Source organism: Serratia sp. JSRIV002 (assembly GCF_019968725.1).
GTDB lineage: Bacteria > Pseudomonadota > Gammaproteobacteria > Enterobacterales > Enterobacteriaceae > Chania > Chania fonticola_B.
The window spans coordinates 3177002-3197021 of the sequence record NZ_CP074143.1 but is presented as its reverse complement, the minus strand read 5'-3'; the positions used below and the strand labels follow the sequence as shown (position 1 = coordinate 3197021).

22 protein-coding genes are annotated in these 20020 nt (G+C 54.1%); 15 read left to right on the top strand and 7 right to left on the bottom strand.

Going from position 1 to position 20020, the window contains the following annotated elements:
* Positions 1-66: 66 nt before the first annotated feature.
* Positions 67-960 carry a LysR family transcriptional regulator gene (locus KGP26_RS15005; RefSeq protein ID WP_223664194.1) on the top strand — a complete coding sequence of 298 codons (894 nt, stop codon included), beginning with the start codon at positions 67-69 and terminating at the stop codon, positions 958-960.
* On the opposite strand, the gene pspF is transcribed toward KGP26_RS15005, so the two are convergent.
* Positions 957-1964, bottom strand: coding sequence for a phage shock protein operon transcriptional activator (gene pspF, locus KGP26_RS15000; protein ID WP_223664192.1), 1008 nt, complete (start codon positions 1962-1964; stop codon positions 957-959). The two genes, KGP26_RS15005 and pspF, sit on opposite strands and share 4 nt — an antisense overlap.
* A gap of 184 nt (positions 1965-2148) precedes the next feature.
* Here pspF and pspA point away from each other — a divergent pair, with 184 nt between their 5' ends.
* The 8 genes from pspA (at position 2149) to KGP26_RS14960 (ending at position 9205) form a co-directional block, all read left to right on the top strand.
* Positions 2149-2814 carry a phage shock protein PspA gene (gene pspA / locus KGP26_RS14995; RefSeq protein WP_021182065.1) on the top strand — a complete coding sequence of 222 codons (666 nt, stop codon included), beginning with the start codon at positions 2149-2151 and terminating at the stop codon, positions 2812-2814.
* A gap of 58 nt (positions 2815-2872) precedes the next feature.
* Positions 2873-3100, top strand: a complete 228-nt coding sequence (gene pspB / locus KGP26_RS14990) for an envelope stress response membrane protein PspB (RefSeq protein WP_021182064.1) — start codon at positions 2873-2875, stop codon at positions 3098-3100.
* 128 nt (positions 3101-3228) lie between these two features.
* Positions 3229-3537, top strand: a complete 309-nt coding sequence (pspC, locus tag KGP26_RS14985) for an envelope stress response membrane protein PspC (protein ID WP_046808503.1) — start codon at positions 3229-3231, stop codon at positions 3535-3537.
* 88 nt (positions 3538-3625) lie between these two features.
* Positions 3626-3892, top strand: coding sequence for a phage shock protein PspD (pspD, locus tag KGP26_RS14980; RefSeq protein WP_021182062.1), 267 nt, complete (start codon positions 3626-3628; stop codon positions 3890-3892).
* A complete protein-coding gene (locus KGP26_RS14975) occupies positions 3873-5270 on the top strand; it encodes a YcjX family protein (RefSeq protein ID WP_021806545.1) in 1398 nt (465 codons plus the stop codon). Before pspD ends, KGP26_RS14975 begins: the two co-directional genes overlap by 20 nt.
* The gene (locus KGP26_RS14970; RefSeq protein ID WP_021806544.1) at positions 5267-6325 is read left to right on the top strand and encodes a YcjF family protein; all 1059 of its coding nucleotides are present in this window, start codon (positions 5267-5269) and stop codon (positions 6323-6325) included. Before KGP26_RS14975 ends, KGP26_RS14970 begins: the two co-directional genes overlap by 4 nt.
* Before the next feature lie 277 nt (positions 6326-6602).
* Positions 6603-7796, top strand: a complete 1194-nt coding sequence (locus KGP26_RS14965) for a M20 aminoacylase family protein (protein ID WP_037375980.1) — start codon at positions 6603-6605, stop codon at positions 7794-7796.
* A gap of 125 nt (positions 7797-7921) precedes the next feature.
* Positions 7922-9205, top strand: a complete 1284-nt coding sequence (locus KGP26_RS14960; RefSeq protein WP_037375979.1) for an MFS transporter — start codon at positions 7922-7924, stop codon at positions 9203-9205.
* Between the two features lie 122 nt (positions 9206-9327).
* Here KGP26_RS14960 and KGP26_RS14955 read toward each other — a convergent pair whose 3' ends face one another.
* Positions 9328-9693 carry a hypothetical protein gene (locus KGP26_RS14955; RefSeq protein ID WP_059200923.1) on the bottom strand — a complete coding sequence of 122 codons (366 nt, stop codon included), beginning with the start codon at positions 9691-9693 and terminating at the stop codon, positions 9328-9330.
* Between the two features lie 195 nt (positions 9694-9888).
* Complete coding sequence (locus KGP26_RS30310) at positions 9889-10017, bottom strand: hypothetical protein (RefSeq protein ID WP_256461354.1); 129 nt, start codon at positions 10015-10017, stop codon at positions 9889-9891.
* A 31-nt stretch (positions 10018-10048) separates the two neighbouring features.
* On the opposite strand from KGP26_RS30310, the gene tyrR reads away from it, so the two are divergent.
* Positions 10049-11620, top strand: a complete 1572-nt coding sequence (gene tyrR / locus KGP26_RS14950; RefSeq protein ID WP_021806540.1) for a transcriptional regulator TyrR — start codon at positions 10049-10051, stop codon at positions 11618-11620.
* Positions 11621-11684: 64 nt separating this feature from the next.
* Here tyrR and tpx read toward each other — a convergent pair whose 3' ends face one another.
* Positions 11685-12188, bottom strand: coding sequence for a thiol peroxidase (gene tpx / locus KGP26_RS14945; RefSeq protein WP_021806539.1), 504 nt, complete (start codon positions 12186-12188; stop codon positions 11685-11687).
* 167 nt (positions 12189-12355) lie between these two features.
* Here tpx and ycjG point away from each other — a divergent pair, with 167 nt between their 5' ends.
* On the top strand, positions 12356-13327 hold the full coding sequence (gene ycjG / locus KGP26_RS14940) for an L-Ala-D/L-Glu epimerase (RefSeq protein ID WP_059200922.1): 972 nt from the start codon (positions 12356-12358) through the stop codon (positions 13325-13327).
* On the opposite strand, the gene mpaA is transcribed toward ycjG, so the two are convergent.
* Positions 13324-14031, bottom strand: coding sequence for a murein tripeptide amidase MpaA (gene mpaA, locus KGP26_RS14935; RefSeq protein WP_021806537.1), 708 nt, complete (start codon positions 14029-14031; stop codon positions 13324-13326). The two genes, ycjG and mpaA, sit on opposite strands and share 4 nt — an antisense overlap.
* Before the next feature lie 147 nt (positions 14032-14178).
* On the opposite strand from mpaA, the gene KGP26_RS14930 reads away from it, so the two are divergent.
* From KGP26_RS14930 to zntB, 3 genes are all read left to right on the top strand, one after another.
* Entirely contained in the window at positions 14179-14529 is a 351-nt protein-coding gene (locus tag KGP26_RS14930; RefSeq protein ID WP_021182239.1) for a hypothetical protein, read from the top strand.
* Positions 14530-14689: 160 nt separating this feature from the next.
* Positions 14690-16324: an ABC transporter substrate-binding protein gene (locus tag KGP26_RS14925; RefSeq protein WP_021806536.1), complete on the top strand. Its 1635-nt coding sequence runs from the start codon at positions 14690-14692 to the stop codon at positions 16322-16324.
* 141 nt (positions 16325-16465) lie between these two features.
* Positions 16466-17449, top strand: coding sequence for a zinc transporter ZntB (gene zntB / locus KGP26_RS14920; RefSeq protein ID WP_071683442.1), 984 nt, complete (start codon positions 16466-16468; stop codon positions 17447-17449).
* 328 nt (positions 17450-17777) lie between these two features.
* Here zntB and KGP26_RS14915 read toward each other — a convergent pair whose 3' ends face one another.
* Entirely contained in the window at positions 17778-18176 is a 399-nt protein-coding gene (locus KGP26_RS14915) for a VOC family protein (RefSeq protein ID WP_094981310.1), read from the bottom strand.
* 140 nt (positions 18177-18316) lie between these two features.
* Positions 18317-19258, bottom strand: coding sequence for a tRNA 2-thiocytidine(32) synthetase TtcA (ttcA, locus tag KGP26_RS14910; RefSeq protein ID WP_223497764.1), 942 nt, complete (start codon positions 19256-19258; stop codon positions 18317-18319).
* 148 nt (positions 19259-19406) lie between these two features.
* On the opposite strand from ttcA, the gene KGP26_RS14905 reads away from it, so the two are divergent.
* Positions 19407-19982: a hypothetical protein gene (locus tag KGP26_RS14905; protein WP_223664190.1), complete on the top strand. Its 576-nt coding sequence runs from the start codon at positions 19407-19409 to the stop codon at positions 19980-19982.
* The last annotated feature ends 38 nt before the right edge of the window (positions 19983-20020 follow it).

The following is a 20020-nucleotide window of genomic DNA, read 5'->3' as shown; positions in this document are numbered from 1 at the left end:
GAGAGCAACAGAGTAGGTTAGCGCCAGGTATAGTTAAAATTGATTTAGATGATGACAGGTATTTGTATGAGTAATTTCGGCAGACTGGATCTCAATCTATTGGTGACGTTGGATGTGTTGCTGATGGAATTGAATGTTACGCGCGCGGCGCAGCGGTTGTCGCTGTCGCAACCTTCGGTAAGTGCTCATCTGGCCAAACTGAGAGCGTTTTTCGACGATCCGCTGCTGCTACCTGGCCCAAGAGGAATGCGGCCAACGGCCAGAGCGGAGGCATTACGTGAACCTTTGCGGCAAGCGTTGGAAGTGCTCGAACACACCGTTTCACCCATCAGTCCTTTTGAGGCGGCCAGCGCGAATATCACCTGGCGCGTTGCCGCATCCGATTATGGCGAATCTACGGTACTGTTACCCGCATTGGCACGGCTTCGTCAGACTGCCCCCAACAGCCGATTGGCGGTGTTGGAACTGGCACCGACCAGGATTGCCCGGCAGGCGGAGTTGGGGGAGATCGATCTGGCCTTTCACACTCCGGACAGTGCACCGGCGGGGATGCGTCAACGCGTGTTATTCAAGGAGAAGTATGTGTTGGTGGGCCGCTTCGGTCATCCTGCGTTGATGGCTCGCCCCACGCTGGCGCAATTTAGCCAACTGGAGCACGTAGTGGTTTCGCCAAACGGCGGGGGATTTAGCGGCATCACGGATCACACGCTGGATCAGGTTGGGCTTTCGCGCCGGGTGGTGCTTTCCGTCCCGCATTTTCTGTTTGTGAAATCGGTGATCGCCAAGACGGATCTGGTGGCGATGCTGCCCGAACGCCTGGTACGCGACAGCCCTGAAGTACAGATTGCCGAGCCACCAGTGGAGATCCCAGGCTATGAGTTGGCAATGCTGTGGGATGAGCGTTCGCATCGCGATCCCGCCCATCAATGGTTACGCGAATTGATCGCCCAGTCGGTTTAACTTCCCCCAGGGTCGCTACCTTGCAGCAGCGCATGCTTTTTCAACATGCCGCGTAGCTGGTGATAGGTCAGCCCCAGTAAATCGGCGGCTTTGCGCTGATTGAAACGGCCCTGTTTCAATGCCATTTCCAGCAGGGTTTTCTCTTGCTGATGTTGCCAGCTTTTAAAATCCAGCGGCAATGCAGGTAAATCCCTGGTCGGCGTGGTTGCCTCATCATCAAGCGGCTCTGAACGCTTGGCAAAGGGGTTAATGATGATCTCATCCAGCTCATCCTGGCCTGAACCATGGCGGTAAACGGAGCGTTCCACCACGTTTTTCAGCTCACGCACGTTACCCGGCCAGGAGTAGCCGAGCAGCGTCTCCCGTGCATGTTCACTGAAGCCGGGGAACAACGGCAGTGACAGCTCGCGGCACATCTGAATGGCGAAATGCTCGGCCAACAGCATGATGTCTTGCTGGCGTTGGCGCAGCGGCGGCAGTTGCACCACGTCGAACGCCAGGCGGTCCAGCAGATCGGCACGGAATTTACCGGCGGCGGCCAGTGCGGGCAAATCATCATTGGTGGCGCACACCAGCCGGACATCCACCCGCAGCGGTTGGCTGCCACCCACGCGCTCCAGATGGCCGTATTCAATCACCCGCAGCAGCTTTTCTTGCACCAGCATTGGCGCGGTTGCCAATTCATCCAGAAACAGGGTGCCGCCATCGGCACGTTCAAAACGGCCAAGATGACGTTTTTGTGCGCCGGTAAACGCGCCAGCCTCATGGCCAAACAGCTCCGAGTCCAGCAGATTTTCATTCAACGCCGCACAGTTGAGGGAGATAAATGGCCCTTGCCAACGATTGGAAAGATAGTGTAACCGGTGGGCGATCAGCTCTTTACCTGTGCCGCGCTCACCGATCACCAGCACCGGTTTGTTGAGCTTGGCTAACTGTGAAACTTGCTCCAGCACCTCGACAAAGGCGTTGGCCTCGCCCAACAGGTTTTCTAACGGTTCGCTCATGATGAAATTCGCCAATGTTTGGTGAAAACACTCACTCTACAGCAAGCGCAGCGAGAGTCAAAAACAAATAATCTTTGTATTTCAATGAAATAAAAGTTGGCACGCTTCTTGATTAACTCTTTGGGCAAGTTGTATAACTTAACTCGGCGCTTCAGACGCCTTCAGAACCAAGAGGAAGTAAATTATGGGTATCTTTTCTCGTTTTGCCGACATCGTGAACGCCAACATCAATACTCTGCTCGATAAAGCAGAAGACCCGCAAAAGCTGGTGCGTTTGATGATCCAGGAAATGGAAGACACGCTGGTTGAAGTGCGCTCCACCTCAGCGCGTGCCCTGGCGGAGAAAAAACAGCTGCTGCGCCGCATTGAGCAGGGTGAAAACCAGATCAATGACTGGCAGGACAAAGCCGAACTGGCGCTGCGTAAAGATAAAGAAGATCTGGCCCGTGCGGCGCTGATCGAAAAACAGAAAGTGGCCGATCTGCTTGCTACACTGAGCCAGGAAGTGGCTACCGTAGAAGAGACGCTGGCCCGCATGAAGAGTGAAATTGGCGAGCTGGAAAACAAGCTGACCGAAACCCGCGCACGCCAGCAGGCATTAACGCTGCGCCATCAGGCGGCTTCTTCTTCACGGGATGTGCGTCGCCAACTGGACAGCGGTAAACTGGATGAGGCGATGGCGCGTTTTGAACAGTTTGAGCGCCGTATCGACCATATGGAAGCCGAAGCGGAAAGCGTCAGCATTGGCAAAAAGAAAAGCCTGCATCAGGAGTTTGCCGAACTGCAGGCGGATGATGCCATCAGTGAGCAACTGGCGGCAATGAAAGCCAAGATGAACCGCCCGGAATAATGCTTAAGCGGCCACCCAGCGTGGCCGCCACACTACGGCCAAACAAGAAGGAATTGAGATGAGTGCTCTATTACTTGCCATCCCGTTGACAATCTTTGTGTTGTTTGTCGCACCGATTTGGCTTTGGTTGCATTACAGCAACCGGCAACAGAGCGGCGTTCAACTGAGTCATCAGGAGATGCAACGTCTGACGCAACTGGCGGAGCAGGCCTCACGCATGCGCGATCGTATTCAGGCGTTGGAAGACATTCTTGATGCGGAACACCCGAATTGGAGGCAGTCGTAATGCGTAGAGACCAGGACAGAGGAAAGTTTGGCGATCGTCGCGATCGTTCTTACTACAACGACGACAGCGGTTCATACAAGGGCAACACGTTAGGCAGTAAAAAACTGTACCGTGTGCCTGAAGAAGGCATGCTGAAGGGCGTTTGCGCTGGCCTTGCTCACTATTTTGACGTGCCCGTGCGTTTGATCCGGGTGATTGCCGTGCTGTCGCTGTTCTTCGGGCTGTTTTTCATTACGGTGGTCGCCTATATCGCCTTGGTCTTCGTGCTTGAGGAGGCTCCAGCCAGCCGTTATCAGGATGAACATCAGGCCACACCGCGCCAGTTGCTTGATAAGCTGGAATACGAATTGAGTAGTGGGGAGCAGCAGTTGCGCAAGGTCGAACGCTACGTCACGTCTGACACCTTTGGCGTGCAGAGCCGCTTTCGCCAACTGTAACCACTCTTAACGATGCACGGGCCTGCGTACGCCGCAGGTCAGTCATTGCACCGACTTTTTCCCCAACATTTGCCAGAGGGCAGCAACCATGAGCAAAACCTATGCGATTAATGCCCCAAAAACTGCTTCACCAAAATGGGGAGTAGGTGCATTGTTGAAGACCTTGTCGAAAGTCATCATCATAGCGCTAATGAGTTATGGCCCGGCGGGGGCAACCGCGTGGTTGCTGAAAACCGTCAGCCGCAAACCGCTGCGTTACGTGTTGGCCCTGTTGCTGGAACCGCTGGTTCGCAAAGGGCTGAACAAGGCGTTCGGGCGCTATGCCAAGGAGAACAATGAAACGACTGCAAAATGAGTTAACTTCGCTGGTCAATCGCGGGATGGATCGTCATCTGCGGCTGGCAGTCACCGGCTTGAGCCGCAGTGGTAAGACGGCGTTTATCACCGGATTGGTCAATCAATTACTCCATGTTCACAGCGGCGCACGTATGCCGCTGTTTTCCCCTGTGCGGGAAGAAAGGCTGTTGGGGGTGAAACGCATTCCTCAACGCGACCTCGGTATCCAACGTTTCACCTACGATGAAGGCCTGGCGCAGCTGTATGGCAATCCGCCAAGTTGGCCAACGCCAACCCGTGGCGTCAGCGAAATCCGCCTGGCGCTGCGCTATCGCTCCAATGATTCACTACTGCGCCATTTTAAAGAAACCTCCACGCTGTATCTGGAGATCGTCGACTATCCGGGCGAATGGCTGCTGGATTTGCCGATGCTGGAACAGGACTACCTGGCCTGGTCACGTCAGATGGCTGGGTTGTTGCAGGGCGACCGCGCGCGCTGGGCCGAGCCTTGGCTGGCCTTGTGCAAAGATCTCGATCCGTTGGCCCCGGCGGATGAAAACAAGCTGGCGGCAATCGCCCAGGCTTATACCGACTACCTGCTGCGCTGTAAGGCTGAAGGGCTGCACTTTATCCAACCTGGGCGCTTTGTGCTGCCTGGCGATATGGCCGGAGCGCCTGCGCTGCAGTTCTTCCCGTGGCCGAACGTCGATGCGGCAGGGGAATCGCGCCTGGCACAGGCGGACAAACATACCAATGCGGGCATGTTGCGCGCCCGTTTTAACTATTACTGCCAGTCGATCGTCAAGGCGTTTTATAAAGAGCACTTTGTGCGTTTCGATCGCCAGATCGTGCTGGTGGACTGCCTGCAACCGCTCAACAGCGGGCCGCAGGCGTTTAATGATATGCGTTTGGCGCTGACCCAGTTGATGCAAAGCTTCCACTACGGCAAGCGTACACTGTTCCGCCGCCTGTTTTCGCCGACCATCGACAAACTGATGTTTGCGGCCACCAAGGCGGATCATATCACCGCCGATCAGCACGCCAATCTGGTTTCGCTGTTACAGCAACTGGTGCAGGAGGCCTGGCAGAATGCCGCGTTTGAAGGCATCAGCATGGACTGCGTCGGCCTGGCTTCGGTACAGGCGACCGAAAGCGGCATTGTCGATCATCATGGGCAGCCGATCCCGGCATTGAAAGGCCACCGCCTGGACGATGGTGCACCGCTGACGGTCTTCCCCGGCGAAGTGCCTGCGCGCCTGCCTGGCCCGGCGTTCTGGCAGCAACAAGGGTTCCATTTTGACCAGTTCCGCCCACGTATGATGAGCGTTGACAGCCCGCTGCCGCATATCCGTCTGGACGCGGTGATGGAGTTTTTATTGGGAGATAAATTACGATGAGCGAGCCGTTAAAACCGCGTATCGATTTTGCCGAGCCGTTGCAGCCGCCACAGGAACCGGTGTTGCGCGCAGGCTTGGAATTTGACGAACAGCAAGCCGAGAAATTCTATCCGGCAGCGCCAGAGATGGAGCTGGAAGAGGAGGAAGGGCGCGCGGAAGGCATTGTTAACGCCGCGTTGAAACCCAAGCGCAGCCTGTGGCGCAAAATGGTTAACGCCGGGTTGATGCTGTTTGGCGTCAGCGTAGTAGCTCAAGGTGTCCAGTGGGTGCATACCTCCTGGGTGCAGCAGGATTGGATTGCGCTGGGTGGTGGGATCGCCGGTGGGTTGATCGTCTTCGCCGGTATCGGTTCGGTGGTCGGGGAATGGCGCAGGCTATACCGCCTACGCCAACGGGCAGAAGAGCGTGACGAAGCTCGGGAACTGCTGCACAGTCACGGCCTGGGGAGAGGGCGCGAGTTTTGTGAAAAGCTGGCGCGTCAGGCCGGGTTGGATCAAGGGCACCCCGCATTGCAACGCTGGCAGGCTTCATTACATGAAACCCAGAACGACCGCGAAGTGGTTGCGCTGTATGCCAAGCTGGTGCAGCCGGTGTTAGATAATCAGGCGCGGCGCGAAATCAGCCGTTCGGCGGCAGAGTCGACGCTGATGATCGCCGTCAGCCCTTTGGCCTTGGTGGACATGGCCTTTATCGCCTGGCGCAATATCCGCCTGATTAACCGCATTGCGGCCCTGTATGGCATCGAACTGGGCTATTTCAGCCGTATTCGTCTGTTCCGTCTGGTGTTGCTGAATATCGCCTTTGCTGGTGCTTCTGAACTGGTGCGGGAAGTGGGCATGGACTGGATGTCGCAGGATATTGCGGCGCGGTTGTCTGCGCGGGCAGCGCAGGGGATTGGGGCAGGTCTGTTGACGGCGCGATTGGGCATCAAGGCGATGGAACTGTGCCGCCCGTTACCCTGGTTAGAAGGCGATAAGCCAAAACTGGGTGATTTCCGTGGTCAATTGATTAACCAACTGAAAGACACCATGAAAAAAGGTCAAAGCAAGGTCTGACTCCACCAGGCTGCGTCAATCAGACGCAGCCTGGTGGCCGCACCGTCCAAAACTCCCTTCTTTTTGTACACCGCTGCAACACCCATTAATTGTTAATGATAAGTTAATCAAGTGTTTGTTTTGCGGTCTTGGTCACGAAAAATCCCACGGACCGCGGCAAAGAAGACGGTATATTTGACTAACAATTAATCTGAATATCTGACTACGCCAGCGGGTAATCCCGCCGTATTCACTTGCTGCTTCAGCACCAAGACATCAATCCCAAGGACAGGAGGTAATGAACATGCCGCACCGTGAGCCGAATTTAGAGACCTTCCAACCCTATGCCGATGAAAGCCAAACCCTCCGTCGACATATTCATCAATACCCTGAACTGGGATTTGAGGAACGACAAACCGCCGATCTGGTGGCGGGAAAGCTTGAGGCGTGGGGGTATCAGGTGACACGTGGGCTCGGTATCACCGGCCTGGTTGGGACGCTGAAAAGAGGTAACAGCCCCCGCACGTTAGGTATTCGGGCAGATATGGATGCCTTGCCGATCCTGGAAAATACGCAACTCCCTTACAGCAGTCAGCACGAAGGCATCATGCATGCCTGTGGGCATGACGGCCACACCGCGATGTTGCTTGGTGCGGCACATTATCTGGCCGATCACGCCTGTTTCGATGGCACCTTGCATCTCATTTTTCAACCTGCAGAAGAGGGGTTGGCAGGTGCCCAGAAGATGATCGACGATGGCCTGTTTAAACGCTTCCCCTGTGACGCCGTTTTTGCCATGCACAACATGCCGGGCTTCCCGCAGGGGCAGTTTGTCTTTGGTGAGGGGGCGTTTATGGCTTCCAGTGATACGGTCACCATCACCATTCACGGCAAAGGGGGCCATGGAGCGATGCCGAAAGGCACCGTTGATGCCGTGGTCGTCGGAGCTAGCATTGTGATGGCATTGCAGACGATCGTCGCGCGTAATTTGGGGGCGCAAGAGCCGGGCGTGATCACCGTAGGTTCATTCCAGTCAGGCATGGCCAGTAATGTCATCGCCGACTCTGCGGTATTAAAACTCAGTGTACGCGCGTTGGATCCGCAAGTCAGGGAGCTGTTGGAAGAGCGCATCAAGACGTTAGTGGCGGCCCAGGCGGCCTCATACGGTGCCAGGATCGATATTGACTATGATCACACCTATCCCGTGTTGGTTAACCAACCGGAGATGACCCGTTTTGCCAAGCAGGTGGCGCAAAATTTAATGGGTGAAAGCCATCCTCAGCAGGTAATTGATATTCCAGAACCGTTGATGGGCAGCGAAGACTTTGCCTTTATGCTGAACCAGTGCCCTGGCAGTTATTTACTATTAGGTAACGGCAAGGGTGAAAACAGCTGCATGGTACATAACCCCGGCTATGATTTTAATGATGAAATTATACTCAGAGGGATCGCCTATTGGTCTGCGTTGACGCAGGAATTCCTGAAGGAATAAACCTCGGCCTTTAATAACTTGCTAATGCTGCTGAATTTGTCGGGGTCGAACATGTTTGATCCTGGCATAACATCGATTATCTGGACGGACGCCGCATGTGGCGTTCCTACATAAAAGGACAGGCCATGGATAGCGTCAAGGAAAGAAAGTCCCCGGCAAGGGCCATTGTGGCTACCACGTTAGGCAATGGCTTAGAGTTTTTTGATTTGGTGCTGTACGCATTTTTTGCGACCTACATTGCAAAAGCTTATTTCCCCGCGACAGATCCTTTGGTGAGCATGACGATGACCTTCCTGATCTTTGGGATGGGTTATCTTGCCAGGCCGTTGGGGGCGCTGGTCATCGGCCATTATGCCGATAAAAAAGGGCGCAAGCCCGCCATGACGCTGACGTTCCTGCTGATGGGGCTCAGTACCCTGACGATTGGTATCACCCCGTCATATGAGAGCATCGGGACTGCGGCCCCGATCATTATTACCCTGGCCAGGCTGATGCAAGGCTTCTCCGCAGGCGGTGAGTTAGGCGCATCAACCACCCTGCTGGTGGAGTATGCTAAACCCCATAATCGCGGGTTTTACGGGGGATGGCAGGTCGCGAGCCAAGGTGCGGGCAACGTATTTGCCGCCATGACGTTGGTGATCCTGGTCAATTGTATGCCAGAGGCGAGTGTGGAAGCCTGGGGTTGGCGTATTCCGTTTCTGTTTGGCATCGTGATTGTTCCGGTGGGGCTGTATATTCGCTTTAAGCTGGAAGAAACCGCCACTCACACCTTACCAACGGCCAGCGAAAGCGTCAGCAAAATCCCCCTGCTGGAAGTGATAACTACCTACTATAAAGAAACCTTGGCGGGAATTTTGCTGACGATGGGGGGAACCATTCCGCATATGATCATCATGTTTTATATTCCCAACTACGCCATCAGCATATTAAAGCTGGATACCAGCTATAGCATGTTGATTGGTGCCGTCGCCGGTTTGATTACGTTGATTGGTGGCCCGCTGGCCGGGATGTGGTCAGATAAGGTCGGCAGAGTTCGGTTGATTGCGTGGGCGAGAATAGCGATTGTTGTACTGATTTATCCGGCCTTTTATTTACTCAGCACTCACCCCAGTGTTGAAATGCTGTTTGCGGTGATGATTGTGCTGAGCATTATCAATATTATCGGTGCTTCGCCTTCCATCACCATTTTGCCGGAAATATTCCCAAGACGGGTAAGAACCACCGGGTTATCGTTGGTGTATAGCGTTGCCGTGGGGATCTTTGGTGGTTTCTCACTATCGGCGGCTTCCTATCTAATCAAGCTAACCGGCAATACTACGGCTCCGGCGTTTTACGTGATTGCTGGCTGTGTTTTATCGCTGTTTGCCTTCCTGTACATCAAGGAAACCAGCCAGACGCCGCTCAATTAATGACCTCCCCCTGCAACCCTCTCAATGAGCGAGAGGGGTTGCTCTTTTGGGTAAGCAAGGTTACTTGGACACCCACGATCATGCGGCTGAACAGGTCTTCTATCAGGACGCTTAAAGCATCATTACCATTTATAGCCCATGTTCACGCTGTAATCAGGATCCTGATTGGTGGAGTAGGGATCGGACTGGCGCAGGCGATCGGTTTTTTTCACCGGGCCATTAAGCCTAGAATACGATTTGTCGCGTGGGCGGCTGCAGCTGGGATGGTCGCATTCAAGATTGGCACTGAAGCCGGTTTCATCTTTTGATTCTGACCAAACCATTGGTGCCTTGGCAGTTTTTTCTGCGGGCCCTGGTGTCGCCTTGGGGGCGGGGGCGTCTTTAATGCTGGGTTCCGGCGCCTTGTAGGATAGGTCCAGCGCCTGGGTTGGGGCGCTCAACAACAGCGTGGTGCAGCAGAATGCTGCCAGTGTATGCTTTCTAAGCATGGTCAATTTCCCGTTAATAGTTACTCTGTGCAACTATAAAATAGTCAGACGAGAATTACTATCATTTGTAACCAGTGAGGTCGCTTTTTTTAGTTTGTAACCACAGATTGACGAAAGAACATCCGCCTGTAATCGCGTGATAATCCGCTGCCAAAATAATGCAGAATATAATAACTCTCTAGAAATAAGCTAAAATTACGCCGATGGTGTTATTGGCTGGCGTTTAAAACCGCTAATAGCAGTGATAAACTGGAGCTCTGTCAACTTTTGCTGACAGATCGCTTCTTCCTTCCGGGGGGAGAGGTTATCATCATCACCAGACATCCCCGCACCTGCAGAGATAAGGCCAATACTGATGCGTTTGGAAGTATTTTGCGAAGACCGTCTCGGTCTCACTCGAGAATTACTCGATCTTTTGGTATCGCGCAGTATCGACCTGCGCGGCATCGAAATAGATCCTATCGGCCGTATTTACCTCAATTTTTCCCAGCTGGATTTTGATACCTTCCGCGCGCTGATGGCGGAGATCCGGCGCATCAGCGGTGTGACCGATGTGCGCACCGTTAACTTTATGCCTTCTGAACGTGAACACCGTGCGTTACGTGCGTTGCTGGAGTCGATGCCGGAACCGGTGTTTTCCATCGATATGAAAGGCAAGGTGGAGCTGACTAACCCGGCGGCCCAGACGCTGTTCAACTTCAGCGAAGACAAGATCCGCAATCAAACGGCGAGCCAGCTGATTGGCGGCTACAACTTCAGCCGCTGGCTGGAGAGTGAAGATACTAAGCCGCATTCCGAGCGGGTGGTGATCCGCAGCCAGGATTTCCTGATGGATATCACCCCGATCTATCTGGAAGATGAGCAACAGCAAAATTCCCCTGTGGGCGCCGTGGTCATGCTCAAATCCACCGCCCGCATGGGCCGCCAACTGCAGAACCTGTCGGTTAATGACGATACTGAGTTTGACCATATTGTCGCCGTCAGCCCGAAGATGCGCCACGTGCTGGAGCAGGCGCGCAAGTTGGCCATGCTGGATGCCCCATTGCTGATTGTGGGCGATACCGGCACGGGGAAAGATATTTTGGCGCGGGCCTGCCACCTGCGCAGCCCACGTGGTAAACAGCCGTTCCTGGCGCTGAACTGTGCCGCCTTGCCTGACGATGTGGTGGAGAGCGAACTGTTTGGCCATGCGCCGGGCGCTTATCCGAATGCGTTGGAAGGTAAGAAGGGGTTCTTTGAGCAGGCCAACGGTGGCTCAGTGCTGCTCGATGAGATTGGCGAGATGTCGCCGCGGATGCAAACCAAACTGTTGCGTTTCCTCAACGACGGTACTTTCCGTCGAGTAGGGGAAGAGCATGAGGTGCATGTGGATGTCCGGGTGATTTGTGCCACGCAGAAAAACCTGACCGAACTGGTGCAGCGCGGTGAATTCCGTGAAGATCTCTATTACCGCTTGAACGTGCTGACCATCACCATCCCACCGCTGCGCGAACGCCCGCAGGATATCATGCCGCTCACCGAGCTGTTTGTGGCGCGTTTTGCCGATGAACAAGGGGTCGCCAGGCCGAAACTGGCCAACGATCTCAGTAGCTTCCTCTGCAAGTACGGCTGGCCGGGCAACGTGCGACAGCTGAAGAACGCTATCTATCGCGCCTTGACCCAAACGGACGGCTACGAGCTGCGCCCGCAAGATATCATTCTGCCGGATTTTGAGGTGGAGATAGCGTTAGGGGATGAAGTGATGGAAGGCTCGCTGGATGATATCAGCAAGCGTTTTGAACGCTCGGTGCTGACTCGTCTGTATCGCACTTATCCCAGCACCCGCAAACTGGCCAAGCGCTTGGGCGTCTCGCATACGGCAATTGCCAATAAGCTGCGGGAGTACGGGCTGAGCAATCGCAAGCTGACCGACGACAGCGAAGAATAGCGCTACTTTATTTCAGGTATAAAAAAGCCCGGTTTAAAAACCGGGCTTTTTGGTATTTGCAGGCTTATTTCAGCGCGGCAAGCGCGGCATCATAATCTGGCTCGGTGGTAATTTCGTTTACCAGCTCGCTATACAGCACGTTGTCCTGGCCATCCAGCACCACCACGGCGCGTGCGGTCAGACCGGCCAACGGGCCTTCGGCAATCTCTACACCATACGCCTGCTTGAAATCACCGCCGCGCAGGGTAGACAGAGTAACCACGTTGTTCAGGCCTTCAGCACCACAGAAGCGTGACTGGGCGAACGGCAGGTCGGAAGAGATACACAGGACCATGGTGTTATCCAGGCCACTCGCCAACTGGTTGAATTTACGCACCGATGCGGCACAGACGCCGGTATCAATGCTTGGGAAGATGTTCAGGACTTTGCGTTTACCCACGAAGCTGCTCAGGGCAACGTCTGACAGGTCTTTGGCAACCAGGGTAAAGCTTTTTGCCTGCTCGCCCTGCTGTGGCAGTTTGCCTGCTACAGTGACAGGGTTGCCTTGAAAATGTACGGTCTGAGTCATTGCTCGGTTCCTTTCAACGATGTTTATACAAAGATGTGAAGCCGATTAACACCGGGTTCACAATCTCGAAGCAGTTTAAGGCAACAATCGCACCTTGGATAGATAAAGTTTATCAACTGCAGGTATAGTGGACTGACTTTATGTGGTTTTTTCGCTCGGGAGCCGTTATGAGAAGCATGCGTTTTTACCCTGAAGCCTGGCCATTGCACACCGCCTTTGTGATCGCACGCGGTAGCCGGACCGAAGCCAAAGTCGTGGTGGTAGAGATTGAACAGCAGGGGATGTGCGGTGTCGGTGAATGCACCCCTTATCCGCGCTATGGCGAGAGCGAAACCTCAGTGATGGAGCAGCTGGCCGAAGTGTCCACGGCCATCGCACAAGGGGTAACCCGGCAGGAGTTGCAGCGCCTGATGCCCGCAGGGGCGGCTCGTAACGCGGTCGATTCGGCATTATGGGATTTGGAATGCCGCCTTGCGGGCAAAGATCTGTGGCAATTGAGCGGAGTTACCGCGCCGGAACGAGTAGTGATGGCGCAAACGCTCAGCATTGGCTCGCCGGAAGCGATGGCGTTTGCCGCTAAAGAGCTGGAACAACAGGGCGCGACGCTGCTGAAAATCAAGCTCGACGATCACCTGATCAGCGAAAGGCTGGTGGCGATCCGCACGGCGGTGCCGCAGATGACGTTGATCGTCGATGCCAATGAATCCTGGCAGGCGGAAGGTTTGGCATCGCGTTGCCAACTGCTGGCGGATTTAGGCGTGGCGATGCTGGAGCAACCCTTACCGGCCAGCGACGACAGCGCCCTGGAAAACTTCATCCATCCATTACCGATTTGCGCCGACGAGAGCTGCCATACCAGCGGCGATCTGCCTCGGTTGGTGGGGCGTTATCAGATGGTCAATATCAAGCTGGATAAAACCGGTGGGCTGACCGAAGGATTACAGCTTGCCGCACAGGCGCGCGCTCAGGGCTTCGAGATCATGCTTGGCTGTATGCTCTGCACCTCAAGAGCCATTACGGCGGCGTTGCCGTTGGTGCCTGGCGCCCGTTTTGTGGATCTCGATGGCCCAACCTGGCTGGCAAAAGACGTAGTGCCCGGTTTGGCCTTTGAGTGCGGTGCTATTGAGCTTTCACGCTAGTCAGCATAGGTCAGCAACTCGACCATGGCGGCAAGGTAGTCTTCACTAGCGGCGTCGGCTGAGATCGGCGGGAACTCGGCGGTGATGCAGGGCAAGGACAAGTCTGCGCACCAACTGCCGAATGAACCCGGGGTTTCATAGCCAACGCTGGTCACCAGTGGCAGGGCAAACTTATGCGCCAGCCAAACGCCCAGCGCGGAGCTTTCCGGATCTTCTATACAGGCCAATGGCTCATGGAAGGACACCACCCAGCGTGGCTTCAGGCGATGGATCAGATGGCATAATCCCTGGGTTTCCGGTTCGGAACCTGGCCTGCCGCCGGTGGAGAGTCGCACGTCACGAGCCTCCGCCGCGCTGTTCCAACGGTAGACCGTATCGCCTGAGCGCCAGTTGGCCGACGGGAAATTACGGTTCAGATCGACGCCGTTGGCATTGGAGCGCAGCCCAAGCTGGCAACCATCCGGATTGACCGCCAGGATCACATGATGGCGCAGTTGGGCGGGGGCGATACTGCGCAATGCGCAGGATAACGTCACCACAGCGGCAGTCTCGTCCCCGTGGGTGCCTGCAATCACCAACCCGGTATCCGGGCCGCTTCTGGCCGCCGGGAAATACAGCAGTGGGGCGCCTAACATCGATTTACCGTAAGTTTCACCTGCAACTGCCAGCTGGCCACGCTCACTGCGCGGTCTGTGTTGGGTCATGGGGTTTCCCTTTAAGCCAAAGTCAGAAAGAAATGCGATGTTATTGAGTGTATTACGCTTTCGCTTATCTTTCCCAGTCTGTTAAGCGAATAAAGTGATGTCTATTGTTATACTATCGGCAAGTGCTAACGATAAAGAGGATTTAACATGCCAGTTGCCAGAATAGTCGCGCGTTACAGCGAAAATGAAAAAGATACCATCACCCTACTGTGCGGCGTGGATGCAGAAAACCAGATCCGCCAGGGTGAATGGTTTGGCGTAGTGAAAAATGACGATGGGCGTGGTGACGAGTCCAACTATCCGTTCACCTTGCACGTGGATCATCAGAAAGGGGAGTTTTTCCTCGATTATGGTTTTGACGACGCCGAATCACGCCAGTTGCAAAAAACCGATATCCATCTCAACCCTTTGGTAGAGAAAGGCTATTTCACCATCTTCGATGAAGAAGAAGGGGAAGAGTTCAGCTATAAGATCGCCAGTATTCATCTTTACGACTGATCCTGCCTAAGCAATCAGCCCGCATTGCCGATAATGGCTGCGGGCTTTTTTTTGGATCAAACATCCACTTTTTACATTCTTGTTACGCCAGGCTATAGGTGGCGGGCATCTTTGTGCTATATGATAAAAAATTCATGGGGTTAACTGGGGCATATCTAACATGACGAGAAGAAAAATTCTGGCGAGTTTTCGTTTAACGCTTTGCGCGGTCACCATCAGCGCGGGTATTAGTGGCGCGATGGCAGCTCAGGTTCCCCCAGGTACCGCTCTGGCGGAGAAACAGGAGATCGTGCGGCACATCAAAGATGAGCCGGCGTCGCTCGATCCGATTAAAGCCGTGGGCCTGCCAGAAGCGCAGGTGGCACGCGATCTGTTTGAAGGGCTGGTGAATCAGGACGCGCATGGCAAAGTGATCCCCGGTGTCGCCACCCGCTGGCAGACCTCGGATAACCAGACCTATATCTTCACGCTGCGCAAAGATGCCCGCTGGTCCAACGGTGACCCTGTCACGGCGAAAGACTTCGTTTATAGCTGGCAACGGCTGGTCGATCCGAAAAGCCTGTCGCCGTTTGCCTGGTTTGCTCAGCTAGCCGGGATCCAGAATGCCGAAGAGATTATCGCCGGTAAGCTCCCCATCGATAAGCTTGGCGTGGTGGCAGTGGATGACCATACGCTAAAAGTGCAGTTGAACAAGCCTGTGCCCTATTTTGTCAGCCTGACGGCGAACTTCAGCCTGTTCCCAGTCCCTAAAGCCGTGGTTGAGCAATACGGCAACGATTGGACCAAAGTGGGTAATCTGGTAGGCAACGGCGCATTCAAACTGCAAGAGCGAGTGGTTAACGAGAAACTGGTACTGGTGCCGAACAACCATTATTGGGATCATAAACACACGGTGTTGACCAAGGTGACCTTTGTACCGATCAACCAGGAATCTAACGCCACTAAGCGTTATCAGGCTGGTGATATCGATATTACCGAATCCTTCCCGAAAAACATGTACCAGAAGCTGTTGAAGGATATCCCAGACCAGGTTTACACGCCGGATCAACTCGGCACTTATTACTACGCGTTCAATACCCAACGTGCGCCAACCAATGACGTACGGGTGCGCAAAGCCTTGTCTTACGCTATCGATCGTAAAATCATCGCCGAAAAAGTGCTGGGCACCGGCGAGAAACCGGCCTACCACTTCACCCCTGATGTCACTGCGGGCTTTAAGCCGGAAACCAGCCTGCTGCAGCAACAGTCGCAGGAAGAGTTGAACGAGCAAGCCAAGGCGCTGATGCAGGCGGCAGGTTATGGCCCGAACCATCCCCTGAAATTGACCCTGCTGTATAACACCTCAGAGAGCCACCAAAAGATTGCCATTGCCGTGGCGTCAATGTGGAAGCAAACCTTGGGTGTTGACGTTAAACTGCAAAATCAGGAGTGGAAAACCTATATCGACAGCCGTAACACCGGCAATTTCGACGTGGTTCGTGCCTCCTGGGTGGGGGATTACAACGAGGCCTCGACCTTCCTGTCGCTGCTGACCTCTTCACACAGCGGGAATATCGCCAAATTTAACAGCCCGCAATACGACCGTCTGTTGGCCGATGCCAGTCGCGAGACTAATCCAACGGCGTTAACCGCGGATTATAACAAGGCCGAGCAGATGATTGCGGCCGAGGCCCCCATCGCCCCGATCTATCAATATACCAACGGGCGTCTGATCAAACCTTGGGTGAAAGGTTATCCAATCACTAACCCAGAAGATGTCGCCTACAGCCAGGAAATGTATATTCTGAAACATTGATGTTCAGAGTCCTGACGCCTGCCCAAGCCCTCGCCAACGCGGGGGCTTTTTACTTTAAGATCCCGTTATGGCGTTGCCACTTTGATCCCTAAGGCAATAACGCTAGACTCTGTATCAACGGCAAAATAATGAGGGTTTTGAATGGATGTCATTGAGGGGCGCGAACTGCAGGTGCCCGACGCGGTCTATGCCTATCAACTCGACGGCAAGGGTGGCACCACGCCAATTGAGAATGACGATAAGATCACCAGCGAGGAGCCGTGCTGGCTGCATCTGGACTACGCCCACCCGGCCAGCGCCGAGTGGCTTGCCAACACGCCTCTGCTGCCGGATCTGGTAAGACAAGCGCTGGCGGGGGAAAGCACCCGACCACGCGTCACCCGGTTGGGCGACGGGACGCTGATCACGCTGCGTGGCATCAATTTCAACACGGACTCGCGGCCTGACCAACTGGTGACGTTCCGCGTTTATATCAACGATAAGATGATTATCTCCACCCGCCATCGTAAGGTCTACTCGATCGATGAGGTGGTCAATGAATTGCGCAATGGCCAGGGGCCGATTAATAGCGGTAACTGGCTGGTAGAAATCGCTGATGCTCTCACCGATCACACCAGTGAATTCATCGAAGATCTGCATGACAAGATCATCGATCTGGAAGATGCACTATTAGAGCAGCAAATCCCTGAGCGTGGGCAATTGGCGCTGATCCGCAAACAGTTGATTGTGCTTCGCCGCTACATGGCGCCACAGCGCGATGTTTTCTCGCGTTTAGCAAGTGACCGCCTACCGTGGATGAATGACGATGAGCGCCGCCGCATGCAGGACATTGCCGATCGCCTGGGGCGCGGATTAGATGATCTGGATGGCAGTATCGCCCGTACGGCGATCCTGTCTGATGAGATCACTACCGTGATGGCCGATGCCATGAACCGCCGTACTTACACCATGTCGCTGATGGCGATGGTCTTCCTGCCAACCACTTTCCTGACCGGGCTGTTCGGAGTCAACCTGGGGGGGATCCCAGGCAGCGGTAGCCCGCTGGCGTTTGCCTCTTTCTGCTTTATGTTAGTGGCATTGGTCGGGGGCGTTGCCTGGTGGCTGAGGCGTAGCCGCTGGTTGTAACGACAAATAGTGGCGAAAACGCGAGTAAAGTTGAGCAGTATCAACATTTGCTTACGCGAACTACGGCATTCTTACTCCCGCAGGTGAATGCAACGTCAAGCGATGGGCGTTGCGCTCCATAATTGTTTTATTTACTTATTTTTAGAATTATTGCATAGCACATTTAATTCAATACGATGCCGGTTTAATCACCGGCATTTTTTTATGTTTTTTTCCCTTTGGCGAATCCCAAACAACCGGCTCACTCCGTAGGGGCGCTGCATGCTGCGCCCAGTTAGCGACATGCCGTCCAAGATCGCCCAATTAACAACACGTCGCCTCGATTAGGCTAAGCCGCGCTTTCGTCCCAGAAGCTGGCCTCTATCTTGTGGCCATCCAGATCGCGGACGAAACAGCCGTAATAGGCGGCACCGTAATGTGGCCGTGACCCCGGTGCACCGTCTTCTTGTGCCCCAGCGGCGACCGCCTGCTGATAAAACTCATCAACCTGCTGCTTGCTGGTGGCAAAGAAGCCAACATGTACGCCGTTCGCGGTGCCTGCGGGTTTGCCATCTATCGGCAGTTGCAACCAAAATTCAGGATAGTCACGGCCATAGCCGATAGCGCCAGGGTGTTCCAGCACGCGTCGGCAGCCTAACGCCCCGAGAACCCGGTCGTAAAACTGTGCAGCGGCATCGAAATTGTTGGTTCCCAGCGAGACGTGGGAAAGGCAGGGGGTGATATTCATCGTTGGTCTCCTTTGACTGTATAAATAAACAGTATAAGGTAAAAACCGCACTGTCAGGCACTTTATGCGTGAATTGTGAACAGGATCTAACATTAAGCGGAGAAAAAACCTCCGCCTGCGGGCACAGGCGGAGAGAGGGACTATTTGATTTCCAGCACGTTCAGGCGTTCAAACGTGGGCGAGCCGTTGTCATCCGAGTCTTCCGGCTGCCAACCCACCGGCTGCAGCGGAATATCTTCACGGTCAAACGCCAAATCGCCACCATCGACGACTTCGCTGCCGTGGTGAATACCTTTGAAGTCAAACAGTTCGGTATCGCACAGATGCGAAGGCACCACGTTCTGCATGGCGCTGAACATGGTTTCGATGCGGCCTGGGTAGCGTTTGTCCCAATCGCGCAGCATATCGCCAATCACCTGGCGTTGCAGGTTTGGCTGTGAACCACACAGGTTGCACGGGATAATCGGGAATTCTTTCGCTACCGAGAAACGCTCGATGTCTTTCTCGCGGCAATAGGCCAGCGGGCGGATCACCACGTGTTTACCATCGTCGCTCATCAACTTGGGTGGCATACCTTTCAGCTTGCCGCCGTAGAACATGTTGAGGAACAGCGTTTGCAGGATATCGTCACGGTGGTGGCCAAGGGCAATCTTGGTGGCACCCAGCTCGGTGGCGGTACGGTAAAGGATACCGCGGCGCAGGCGTGAACACAGGGAGCAGGTGGTTTTGCCTTCCGGGATCTTATCCTTCACGATGCTGTAGGTGTTTTCTTCAACGATCTTATATTCCACCCCCAGGCTTTCCAGATAGGCTGGCAGGATGTGCTCGGGGAAGCCGGGCTGTTTCTGATCGAGATTCACCGCGACCAATGAGAAGTTCACCGGAGCGCTTTTTTGCAGATTACGCAGGATTTCCAGCATGGTATAGCTGTCTTTCCCGCCGGACAGGCAAACCATGATGCGATCGCCTTCCTCAATCATGTTGTAGGCGGCGATGGCTTCACCCACGTTGCGGCGCAGGCGTTTTTGCAGTTTGTTCAGGTTGTACTGAGCTTTTTGGCTAATTGTTTGATTTTCTGACATTTAAATCGTGCTCGTTCTCATTTGGGTGCGCTACGGCGGTATGACACTTTTAGCGGGCAAGTTTAGCATTCTCTGGGAGGATTTGGTCATTATTCGTTTGAGCTGTGGTAATGTCAGGTCAAGGCTCATAGCCATTCAGGGATAGACTGTGGTTAGCATCGCAACAGATTTAAAGGATCTCCTCGCAAAGACGAGACCTGATTTTACCATTCAAAACTTACGTGACTTCACTGACTGGGCTGAACAGAGGGTATTGGCTGGTGATCCTTCTAGCAATTTGCTGATATTGGCTTCGCTAGGGCTGGACAAGGAGTTAGTCAGGGAAGAGGTACAAACTTATTTTGCTGCATACCTCAAAGATATCGGTAAGCCCTATCCAGATAGCTTGGAGGCCACGGTCTACTATTTTCGACGATGCTTTAAGATTTTGGCCTGGTCTGAGGATGAAAACGTCGTTTGGGGCACGTTAATCGACACGTTCGATCGCTGGTATGATTTTGATAGCCCAATGTTAAGTCGAATTGTTAACTATTGGGATGGGGTCCGAAGCGATTTCGTTGATTGCTTTGATGAGGAGTATGGTTATTTACATGTTATGTTCCCAAGGCACTTCGACATTCCACGTCAAAAACAGTGTGATTACATCAGGGCAACCGCAAAGCGCTTTTTCTGGCTCTTGGAGTGCGAATACACTTGCTCACTGATATTAAAAAACAGCTCGTAAGTGTTCAGGTGGCCACGATCGTTTGTATGGGCGTAGCA